Here is an 11,711-nt window from a genome sequence, read left to right on the forward strand (position 1 = left end):
ATCATGCTTAGCACTAGCCTCAACAACTACAAAACTGAAACATTTCATTTAAATACAACAAGTTAAAAACATGGCGCGGTGCTTGCAATTGTTCAACTATCAATGGCAAAAGCGAGTATCAGATCATGAATAACGAAACCAAGCAATCAGCAAAAACCATTCTTTTTACCCATTACGGTGATAACTGGATACGTGGCAGCGAACGTTGCTTATTAGATCTGATCACTCATCTTGATAAACAACAATTTAACGCGGTGCTTTGGTGTAACCAACCGCTGATGGCCGAAGAGGCAAAAGCCCTCAATATCGAAGTTTACTGCAGCGACTTCCCTTTATTATTAGGATGGACAGCACCGCGCTTTGATCTATTTGCTTTTGCAGGGCTTATTAAGCAAGCCACCCAGTTGATAAAAAATCACAATATTAGTCTCATCCATGCAAACAGTGCAGCCCCCTGTCAATGGCTAACCTTTGCTGCCAAAAAGAACAAGATACCGCTTATCTGCCATATGCATACCAGTTATCAACTGCGAGATAGGCTTACATTGGGTTTATACCAAACGGATATGGTAGTTGGCGTCAGTGACTATGTCGTCGCTCCTCTTCGCAAAGATAACAAACCAGATACACAAATTAATGTCATCAGTAATGGTATCGATACGCAACGACTTTTAGCACAACCTGTGGTCAGCCTGCGTGAATCATTAGGCATTAATGCTGGTGATTTTGTGATTGCTAGCGTCGGATCATTAATTGCACGTAAAGGGTTTGATCTATTGATTGAAGCCGTGGCGTTATTAATTGAAAAAGAGATATCTGTTCATCTTCTTCTGATAGGTAGTGGTCCCGAATATGGCAACTTAAAAGTGCAAAGTAAAAAACGCGGTATTCAGCAACACATCTCGTTTTTAGGTGAATGTGAAAACCCGGTTGGCTTGTTACGCGGAAATGCAGATATTTTTGTTTCAACAGCAAGAGAAGAAGCGTTTGGTTTGGTACTTGCAGAAGCCAGTCTAGCAGGGTTAGCCGTCGTAGCGCCGGACACAGGCGGTGTCCGTGACGTAGTTATTGATCAGCAAACAGGCACATTAGTAGCAACGGAAAATGTTGATGCCGTGGTTGGAGCGATTGAGCACCTCTATTTTCAACCAAGACTCTGTTTTGAGATGGGTAAAGCAGGACAGCAACATGTACTAAATAACTTTACCATCGAACAGAACACCCACAAATTTCAAAGTTTATATCATCAACAGCTTTCTACAGCAACGCACAAACAGGCATGGTACAAGAGTGTTGCATTAAGATGGGATCTCATCACTAGCTACTGCAGCGCATTAAAAAACTTTTACCAAAACAGCACTAAAAAAGGATTAATTCATGAAAGATAAACAGCATATTATCGTTGTTGATCCAACTGCATTTGCAGGGGGATCCAAAGTTGCGACAGAAAGTATTTTAGGCTTACTTGGTAAACAGCAACGTATCACGGTATTAACCGCCGACAGCAGTTCGTGGAAGAGTGATTCGATACAACGTGTCAAGTTATATGAACCCGCATGGTTGGCTCTACAAGAGCAAGGTATCGGCTATTTTATTCGTCATGCATTTATCGCCCTTCAATTGCTATTGATACGCTTACGTTTAGGCCCATTTGACACCGCAGTTGGTGCATCAGGCCCTGGTGTTGATTTAGCGCTGTACCTGCTGCGTCCAGTGATGAAATTTAAGATTATTCAACTGATTCACGGACCGGTTGCGAAATCACGCACTATCGCACGCTGTTTAAATGCCGCACATCAAGTACATTACTTACAAAGTAGTGCCCTCTCCTTAAAAAATGCACTCAGCACACTAGCAGGAAATCAAGTAACGTTGCCTGCAAACTTTCTGTTATTAAAAAATGGCCTCACCGATGCACAATGGCCAACAACATGCCAAACCCATACACCGGTCATTTTTTGGGCCGCTTCTTTGTTAAAATGGAAGGGATTAGAAACCTTAATAGCAGCACTCCAGTCCATGACAGAACATCCACGTACGCATATCTGTTATATCAAACCAAAAGGGGTGCAATTGCCAGTCAGTGACGCGCCAATTTTAATGGAAATGGTGAATTGGCATGACAATCCAGACAATATTGATCAACTACGTGCCAACAGTAATATTTTTGTATCCACCAGCAAAAATGAACCCTTCGGATTATCTATTTTAGAGGCGATGGCAGCAGGACATTGCGTTGTCATTCCTGAAGATGGCGCTTATTGGGATCTGCAATTAGAACATAATATTAACTGTGTTAAATATGCGGCAGATGACCCACAGGATTTAAGTGAAAAATTGTTAATGCTCAGCAATGATCTCACGTTAATTAATTCACTTGGTGCACAAGGTCGAGTTGTAGCGCAGGATTACCGAGCAGAGAAACAGTATCAACAAATTGTGACGTGTCTTTCCTCCCATGATATTCAAAAACAGATCAAAAATAGCGCCACAAGGAGCGTAACATGAACACCAATAAGTTAGTTAATCGCTTCAAGTTAACTAGCGACATGATACTCAGCCCGAATATCAAACAGGGAATCCTTTACGGTGCTAGCATCGCATTGATGAAAGGTGTGTCATTATTGATTCTGCCCTTTGTTGCAAACCACCTTAGCACCGAGGAGTTTGGTCGATTAGAAGTGATCAGCACCATCGCGGTTATCGGTAGTATTTTGGTAGGAATGGGACTTGAAGATACATTGTTTCGATTTGCAGGCAGCGAAAAATCAGCATTAAAACGACGTAATACCGCCGCTGAAATATTCACCTTAACGCTGATTATTGCTTTTTTCACATTGCTGGGCGGTTGGTATTTAGCGCCATTATTGACGCCTTATTTCCCGGGTGGTCCCTCTGTCTATGAAGTACGCATATTACTATCAGTATTAGCACTAGAAGGTGCCATTGCCGTCCCTTTAGGTTGGTTACGCATGAATGACCGCGCACTCAGCTTTTTCTTTTCGACAACCGGACGTGCGTTGATACAATCGTTGTTGGTGGTTATATTTGTTATGTCTGATCGTGGTGTGACCGGTATTCTAGAAGCAGGTCTGATTGCCGGACTGTTACAAGCGTTACTATTAATTGTATTACAGTTACGTGATTGCGGCCTTAAGTTCAACCAACAGACCAGTAAACGAGCCTTTATTTATAGCCTACCGATCGTGGCCAGTGGTTTAGTCGCCTTTGGGTTAAATGGCATGGATAGATGGGTGTTAGCTGAACAAGCGACCTTAACCGATGTTGCACAATTTGGGATAGCCGCAAAATTTGCATTAGCAATGGTATTACTTATGCAACCCTTTGGCATGTGGTGGTCTCCACGCCGTTTTGAGGTATTAAATAGTGATGATGGCAAACAAAAGGTAGCTAAATACATTGTATTAGGCACGGTTATCGCATTACTGATCACGGTTGTCGTTGCATTAATATCACCCGCATTAATTTATTGGTTATTACCCGCAACTTACCATCAAGCGGCACAATATGTAGTGGCGATTGCATTAATCATGTTACTAAAAGAGCTTGTTGAATTATATAATATTGGTTGTTTTAACGGCGAGACGACATCAAGCCAGCTGATTATTAATGTGGTTAGCACGATCATCGGTATCAGTTTAATGTTGTGGTTAACGCCACTATACCAAGTCTGGGCGGTTATTTTTTCGTTACTGATGGCGCAGCTAATTCGTTTAGTTTTGTTTTATCAGGTTAGCCAACACTTTTTATCACTCGCCTACCCTATCCACTCACTGCTGTTATTAAGCTTATTATCGGCTCTGTGGCTTTTAGTTGGCGCACAGGTTACTGGCTTAGCACTTTCATTATTAGTATTAGTTTGTGCTGTGGTTAGCCTACTGCTCGTTGCACAACAGCTTAAATTAATTAGCTTACCAAACACCTTACTCAATAAAGTCGCCTCAACCTAAACCAGAGTGAACGATTTGCAAATTGCGAAAGTAGTTTGCAAATCACCATCAACGTCGATTTCTAAAACACCAATAAAACCATAAGCAATTGATTTTATTGCACTTCAAAAGTTGGCTCGATCTCTGCAATAACCTAAGTAAGCAAATTAACTACTTAGGAGGCAGGGATGAAAGCAATCTCATTAAATCAAACCAAACATTGGCTTAAAACAAGCGAACATCCCTTTGCAAAATTTGTATTTGCTCAACTTAAAAGCATGCTCAAATTTGAATTACCGGCACCTAAATTTATGCTTCGTTCAGCTTATTTTGTGTATCAGATTTTAACCACCCTACTCACCACTATGAGCCGTATTTTATTATGGACCCCGTTGTTTAAAGGACGTTTGGAAAAAGTGGGTAAAAACTTAAACCTGTATGGCGGATTACCATATATCAGTGGTCCTGTTCGTATTATCATCAACGATGATTGTAGAGTCTCGGGACAATCCACTTTTACAGGTCGAAGTTGTGCAACAGTTGCCCCCGTTTTAACCCTTGGCAATAATATCGATATTGGTTGGATGACGACTATCGCAGTTGGTAGCAACGTTTCACTCGGTGATAACGTACGTATTGCAGGACGTGCTTTCTTGGCTGGATACCCAGGTCACCCATTAGACCCAACAGCACGTGCATTAGGCTTGCCAGAAACAGACGATCAAGTCGGCGATATTATTATTGAACAAGACGTTTGGTTAGCAACAGGGGTTTCTGTGATGGCTGGCGTACGTATTGGACACGGTACGATTGTGGCAGCGGGCAGTGTAGTAACACACGACCTGCCTGCGATGGTATTAGCTGGTGGAGTGCCAGCCCGTGTTATCAGAACGCTTACAACGTCAGATAAGTCTGACGCTGTTGAGGAGAAGTAATATGCATCATGATCTGATCGTATTTGCTGAAGACTGGGGTGGCTTGCCTAGCAGCACGCAGCACATTATTAAGCAACTGGCTAAAACACGTAAAGTAGTATGGATAAACTCTATCGGTTTACGCCAACCTACATTAAATATGCGTGATATTAAACGTCTATGGGAAAAGTTAACTGCATCAAAACTGAATGTGGATGACAGCCAGCAACATAACCAATGTATACCTCAACAAAATGAGATACACGGTGATCAACATTTTCAGGTTATTAACCCACGCACACTACCTGCGCCGCGCAGTAGACTGGCACGTTATATCGCTAAAAAATTATTACTGAAACAAATTTTACCGATCATAAAAAAGTCCCAACTTAACAACCCTATCCTTTGGACATCGTTACCAACCGCGGTTGATTTTGCAGGTTGTTTTGATGAAGCGGCATTAGTTTATTATTGTGGTGACGATTTTTCAGGATTGGCAGGCGTTGATCATGACACCGTTGCTCAACGTGAACATGAGTTATCTGAAAAAGCAGATTTAATCATGGTATCAAGTCCTAATTTACTGCCGCAATTTCCTGCTGAAAATACACAATTACTTACCCATGGTGTCGATTATGCGTTGTTTGCAACACCCGTCGAGCGAGCTCCAGACCTACCTAATGATGGCCGTAACATCGCAGGTTTTTATGGCAGTATTTCGCAGTGGTTAGATATCGAATTGTTGCTAGCTACGATACAAAAAATGCCCCATTGGCACTTTGTTTTTATTGGCCGAGCAGTGATTGATGTTAGTAAACTAGCTGCCTTAGAAAATGTCACCTTCTTAGGTGAACGCCCTCATCATCGTTTACCTGCATATTGCCAACATTGGACGGCGTCGATATTGCCCTTTGTTGATAATGCGCAAATACAATCTTGTAACCCACTTAAGTTAAAAGAATATTTAGCCGCGGGTCGCCCCATTGTTTGTACCGATTTTAAAGCTATCCATGCTCACCGTGGTCTCGTGCAAATAGCGAATAGCAGTGATGCAATGGTGGAAGCGTTAACCAGTTGCGAATACTTACAGGAAATTGACCTGTTTCCCGAAACGCTACGTAATCGCGTTATTGAGAAAAGCTGGGCATCACGAGCGGGTCAAGTGTCAACATGGATTGAACAATTATGAATACATTACATTCGCGTTTTTATTTTATTCTCTCTGGCGCATGGCGTCGTCGTTATAGCATTCTACTACCCGTTGTTATTCTGCCGTTGTTTGCTGTTTTAATTAGTTTTATCGGCAATAAAAATTACACCTCACACACCAGTATGCTCATTCAAGAGACGGCTAAATTAAACCCATTTTTAGAAGATCTTGCGGTCTCTTCGATGCTTAAAGAGCGTATTAACTCACTTAAAATTTTACTCCATAGTCGCCATATATTAGGGGCCGTTGCCCTTGAACGAGGTTTGGTCGATGAAAATACAACCGCACAACAACACGATCAAGTGATCGCTGAACTGTCCGCTGCACTTAACATACAAATGCTAGGTAAAGATCTGATTCGTATCGATTACCAATCATCAACGCCGACCGGAATGAAAGAGATGCTGCAATCTGTCAGCACCCAATTTATCGAACAGGTATTAGCACCAGAACGCTCATCAATGAATGATTCAAGTCGTTTTTTAGCCGATCATTTGCGTAAACGTCAGCTAGAACTAGATAAAGCAGAGCAAGCAATGGCGGAATTTAAAGACCAACATGCGGCTGAATTACCCGAGCTATACCTGACTAATGTGTCGCGCTTATCACAGATGAAGCAACGTCTGTTTGAACGCCAAGCAGAATTAGCAGGCGCAACACGTAGCTTAGGCGGTATTAACCAGCAATTATCAAAAACAAATCCGGTATTAGGGCTTATTGAACAAAAAATAATACGCCTGCAAAGTGAGTTAGCGCTGTTACGTTCACGTTATACCGAACAACACAGCAAAGTTGTCACCGCCCTTAAAAACCTTGAGCGTTTAGAGCAGGAGCGTCAAAAGTTACTGAGTAATGAAGATGAAAATCTCAGTGTTGAGAAGTTATGGGCATTAGGTAATAACTATCAATTAAATAATAGTGATATGGCGAGCCGAACGAGCACTGATAACAGAACAAACGACAATAACAATCAACCACTATTGGTGTCTCAACTTGAAAATATGCAGATAACTAGTGACAAAGTAGAAGGCTTATTTGAAGAGGTAAAAAGCCTAAAGCTAATGATTGCAGAGTTAGAGCAACAGATGTCTGGTTACGGAGCTAACGCAAGTCAGTTATCAAAACTAGAGCGAGAAGTAGCGATTAAGCGCGACCTTTATGATGACATTCTGTTACGTTTTGAAAAAGCAGGTATTACTGAGTCATTAGGCGTGTTTGAACAGGATAAACGCGTGAAAATTATAGATCGCCCTTTCACGCCTACCGCTTCAACTAATAAACCGTTAATCCTGTTTATTATTAGCGGCATCATTGGCGGATTGTTTTTAGGTTGTGGCTTAGCGGTAATGCAAGAGGTTACCGATAGCACGCTACGTAGCCGTGCACAGTTAGAAAGTTTAACCGGCGTACCAGTGTTAAGTCGCATACCACGCATTAATGCGAAGCAAGAAACTCAACAAGACAATTCCGATCAGCCACCAGCAACGAATCAACCGTTCCTTGAGGGAGAAGCAATATGAAAACCATCATCCAAGTTGTACAACATTTACGCCCAGGTGGTATCGAAACCCTTGTATTGGATCTATTAGCATTTAGCCAAGCAGATGAAACAACCATTATTGTTAGTCTTGAGGGTGAACTCGAATCAGCAATTGAGGCTTGGCCTAAGTTAGCGCCTTACCGTGATCGTCTAATCTTTGTTAATAAGACGCCCGGATTAACGCCATCATTAATATTTACATTAGCAAAATTATTCAAAAAACTTAACGCCCATGCGATACACACGCATCATATCGGCCCACTGTTATACGCAGGCTTTGCTGCGCGTTTAAGTAGTATTAAGCACCTCATCCATACTGAGCATGATGCATGGCACCTAAATGACAAAAAACGCTGTTTATTACAGCGTTTTGTTATCAAAGCAGTGCGACCAACCCTTGTGGCAGATGCGAAAACCGTTGCGAATCAGATGCAACTTAAGTTGCAATGTGCGAATAAAATTAACGTGATACACAATGGTATCAATAGCCAACTGTTTATACCCGGTGATCAATGCCTTGCTCGTCAAGGTTTAAATTTACCTCAACATGTCACCCTTATCGGTTGTAGTGGCCGTATGGAGGTCGTGAAGGGACAGAGCGTATTACTGCATGCTTTAACTGCACTACCAGATAATATTCACCTTGCTTTCGCAGGGGGTGGTAGCACCGAACAGCAGCTACAAGCACTCGCATTGAAACTCGGTATTAATAAACGTGTTCATTTTCTCGGTCGCCTCGACAATATGCCAATATTCTACCAAGCACTTGATATTTTCTGCTTACCATCTTTGAATGAAGGCTTCCCGCTTTCCCCTTTAGAGGCACAATCTTGTAATATAAAAACCTTAGTAACCGATGTAGGCGCAAGTAAAGAAACACTATGCCCTGAAAGTGGACAGTTTGTCATCGCAGACAACGCACAGGAAATGGCACGAACATTGCTTTCTATGTTACAAGACCACAAAACATATCAACCGCGTGAGTTTGTTAAACAGCATGGTGAAGTACGTACCATGGCACAAGCCTATGCATCACTTCGTTTTGTGGGTAATAACAAAGCAGCTATTTTAGGAGACAGTCGTTTATGAACAATCTGATCCTTATCAGCATCACTGTAATGAGTGGATTGTTGGTTATTTATCATCATTTAGGTTACCCGTTACTATTACGTTACTTAACTAAAGATAAAATGCGTACTAAAAACCAGCAAGCCAATCGCTTTTATGTAAACAGCACGGCGGATGATCTGCTACCAACAATCGCTATTATTATGCCAGCCTATAACGAAGCACAGTGGATAGCTGAAAAAATACGAAATTTAAGCGTGTTAGATTACCCGACAAATCGACTACAAATTATTATTGGTTGTGATGGTTGTAGTGATGATACTTATCACTTAGCTTGCGCAACAGCGAAAGAACCAGAGTGTGAACACCTTGATATTAAGGTACTTGATTTTAAAGTAAACCAAGGAAAAGTAGCCGTTGTTAATGCATTAGTGGCGGATGTTGATTGTGAGTTGGTTGCTTTGTCTGATACGTCGGCGCTACTTTCCATCGATTCACTGCTGATCGCAGCACAACGTTTCAACGATCCAACAATTGGTGTGCTGAATGGTCATTATCGTCTTATCAAGCCAGGCTCTGCAGGTGAACAAGCCTATTGGGATTACCAAAGCCAAATAAAATTAAGTGAAGCGGTATTAGGTTCAACACTTGGTGCACACGGCGCTTTTTATATGTTTCGTCGCGCACTGTTTGAACCCTTAGCAGCAGACACGATTAATGATGATTTTATCTTACCGATGAAAATAGTAGAGGCAGGTTACCGCGCCGAATATGAAGACACAATTAATGCGTTAGAGTTAGAAAGTGCAAACAACAACCAAGACCATCAGCGACGTCGTCGTATCGCAGCGGGTAATTTTCAACAGTTATTACGATTAAAAAAACTACTTTTACCGCGTTATAAAGGCATTGCGTTCTCCTTCATTTCTGGCAAAGCATTACGTGTGCTGATGCCTTTTATGATGATTACCTCTTTATTGGGTAGCCTCTGGTTAGCCGCTGATTATTGGCTGTTTATGCTATTAGCCATTATACAACTTAGCGCTTATTGCATTGCAACTTACCAATTGATTCGCAAACCAAAAAACAGTCATAAAGTAAGTAAATTACTCGCTTATTTAGTCAGTGGTCATATCGCTGGATTAATAGGTACTTTACGCTATTTATTTCGCTTAGATAAAGGACATTGGACTAAAACCAGCAGTCCTGAACAATATAGTAATAACAAATAAATTACGTCATGAAATTCTGATCGCTCGCTATCATTAAATTTGAAACAAAGTAAGGATTACATTTTGAAATTAATTACCGATACATTTAACACCAATCAACAGGCTTCAAACATGAATAATCAGCAAGGTTATATTGATCCTATCGTCCAACGCGGTAAGCGTATTTTTGATGTGCTATTTTCACTTTTTGCGCTGCTATTCCTATTACCATTACTCCCCTTGATCGCCATCGCAATTAAGTTGGACAGCAAGGGCCCTGTATTTTATCTACAGTCACGCTTAGGTAAAGCACATCAGGGCAGTCATCCGGTGTTTAACGTAATCAAGTTTCGCACCATGGGCACCGATGCAGAAAAAGAAGGCGTCGCAATGCTTGCAACAAGGTCTGACCCACGTATTACGCGCGTCGGTAAATTGTTACGCAAAACCCGATTCGACGAAACACCGCAATTTATCAATGTATTACTAGGTCAAATGTCGGTGATTGGGCCAAGACCAGAACGACCAGAATTAACCAACGAAATAGATAAGAAACTGCCTTTTTTTAGTGAACGCACTTATCAGGTATTACCCGGCTTAACTGGGTTGGCACAAATTAATCAAAGTTACCTGGGTAGTGTAGATGATATTGACCAGAAACTAGCCTTTGATCATGCTTATTCACTCGCTATCAGTGAGCCACTCACCTGGCTAAAAACAGATTGTTCTATTTTAGTAAAGACCGTGTTAACCGTACTTAAGTGTAACGGTTAATAAGCAATGAAATGGAACTCTTCTGAGTTAATAAAAGCAACAGTACACAGTGTTTTTTTGTTCATTAATATCATGGTATTGATACTACTACTGTTACCGATGCTAACAACAAACATGGGAGCTTGGTGGTTAGATAACTTACTTAATTTACAGATTCAATGGTCGCTACTGGCTCTACTATTAATCATCATTAATATTTTTTATATTAAGCAATTAAGGGTTATTTCAATACTAATGTTTAGCACGTTAATCAGCATTAATTTACTGCCACTGTATGTATCTGACAGTTCCGCAACGACACCTTTATTAATGACACAGACGGATAATAATCAACTTAATATTGCGCAGATAAATTTACGTTACGACAACCCTAACCTTGCACAGTTATTACCTGTTTTAGGCAATAAAAGTTATGACTTGCTAATCATTCAGGAAGCGTCTGATGAAAAGCATCAATTAATAAAGCAGTTAACTGACTATTACCCTTATCACTTTGGGATCAGTAAACGACATGCAACACCCGATGGCATGGCCATTTTCTCACGATCACCCATTATTGAGAATAAACTGCATCATTTAGGAGGGCAGCATGGTCATCTGTTGGAAGTGATATTACAAAAGCAAGGGTTAACGGCACCGATACAGCTTTTTGCATTGCATCCGGTTTCTCCTAGAAATGCACAGCTCTGGCAGACAAGAAATGAAACCCTCGCGATACTGTCTGACATTGTCGTTGCTTCACCCTTTACGCACAAACTGGTCGTCGGAGATTTTAATAGTTCACCTTGGTCGGTGCAGTTTAAAAACTTTCAGCGCACTAGCCAATTAAAAAGCAGTGCAAGCGGGTTTGGTTATATTGCTAGTTGGTCATACAGTGATAAACCGATACTGTCGCTACTGAGCAGTGTTTACATCGATCACCATTTAGTCAGCGCACCATTTAACGTGGTTAACAAACGACCATTACCGATCCAAGGTTCAGACCATCAGCTGATTTTAACTGAGTTGCAGGTAAGCAATTAGTTTACCAATCAATAATGATTT

The 11,711-nt window shown here is 41.2% G+C and carries 10 protein-coding genes; all 10 read left to right on the forward strand.

Annotated features, from left to right (window positions below):
- Positions 1–125 precede the first annotated feature (125 nt).
- The 10 genes from QQK09_RS12085 (at position 126) to QQK09_RS12130 (ending at position 11,690) form a co-directional block, all read left to right on the forward strand.
- Positions 126–1,388 carry a glycosyltransferase family 4 protein gene (locus QQK09_RS12085; protein WP_284204406.1) on the forward strand — a complete coding sequence of 421 codons (1,263 nt, stop codon included), beginning with the start codon at positions 126–128 and terminating at the stop codon, positions 1,386–1,388.
- Positions 1,378–2,508, forward strand: a complete 1,131-nt coding sequence (locus tag QQK09_RS12090; RefSeq protein ID WP_284204407.1) for a glycosyltransferase family 4 protein — start codon at positions 1,378–1,380, stop codon at positions 2,506–2,508. Before QQK09_RS12085 ends, QQK09_RS12090 begins: the two co-directional genes overlap by 11 nt.
- Positions 2,505–3,971, forward strand: coding sequence for a lipopolysaccharide biosynthesis protein (locus tag QQK09_RS12095; RefSeq protein ID WP_284204408.1), 1,467 nt, complete (start codon positions 2,505–2,507; stop codon positions 3,969–3,971). Before QQK09_RS12090 ends, QQK09_RS12095 begins: the two co-directional genes overlap by 4 nt.
- 167 nt (positions 3,972–4,138) lie before the next feature.
- Positions 4,139–4,885, forward strand: coding sequence for an acyltransferase (locus tag QQK09_RS12100; protein WP_284204409.1), 747 nt, complete (start codon positions 4,139–4,141; stop codon positions 4,883–4,885).
- Between the two features lies 1 nt (position 4,886).
- Positions 4,887–6,053 carry a glycosyltransferase gene (locus QQK09_RS12105; RefSeq protein WP_284204410.1) on the forward strand — a complete coding sequence of 389 codons (1,167 nt, stop codon included), beginning with the start codon at positions 4,887–4,889 and terminating at the stop codon, positions 6,051–6,053.
- Positions 6,050–7,594: a GumC family protein gene (locus QQK09_RS12110; protein WP_284204411.1), complete on the forward strand. Its 1,545-nt coding sequence runs from the start codon at positions 6,050–6,052 to the stop codon at positions 7,592–7,594. Before QQK09_RS12105 ends, QQK09_RS12110 begins: the two co-directional genes overlap by 4 nt.
- A complete protein-coding gene (locus QQK09_RS12115; protein ID WP_284204412.1) occupies positions 7,591–8,703 on the forward strand; it encodes a glycosyltransferase in 1,113 nt (370 codons plus the stop codon). Before QQK09_RS12110 ends, QQK09_RS12115 begins: the two co-directional genes overlap by 4 nt.
- The gene (locus QQK09_RS12120; RefSeq protein ID WP_284204413.1) at positions 8,700–9,914 is read left to right on the forward strand and encodes a glycosyltransferase family 2 protein; all 1,215 of its coding nucleotides are present in this window, start codon (positions 8,700–8,702) and stop codon (positions 9,912–9,914) included. The genes QQK09_RS12115 and QQK09_RS12120 overlap by 4 nt, the downstream gene beginning before the upstream one ends.
- 63 nt (positions 9,915–9,977) lie before the next feature.
- A complete protein-coding gene (locus QQK09_RS12125) occupies positions 9,978–10,667 on the forward strand; it encodes a sugar transferase (protein ID WP_284204414.1) in 690 nt (229 codons plus the stop codon).
- Between the two features lie 6 nt (positions 10,668–10,673).
- On the forward strand, positions 10,674–11,690 hold the full coding sequence (locus QQK09_RS12130) for an endonuclease/exonuclease/phosphatase family protein (protein ID WP_284204415.1): 1,017 nt from the start codon (positions 10,674–10,676) through the stop codon (positions 11,688–11,690).
- The last annotated feature ends 21 nt before the right edge of the window (positions 11,691–11,711 follow it).

The organism is Psychromonas marina, from assembly GCF_030161115.1.
Classification (GTDB): domain Bacteria; phylum Pseudomonadota; class Gammaproteobacteria; order Enterobacterales; family Psychromonadaceae; genus Psychromonas; species Psychromonas marina.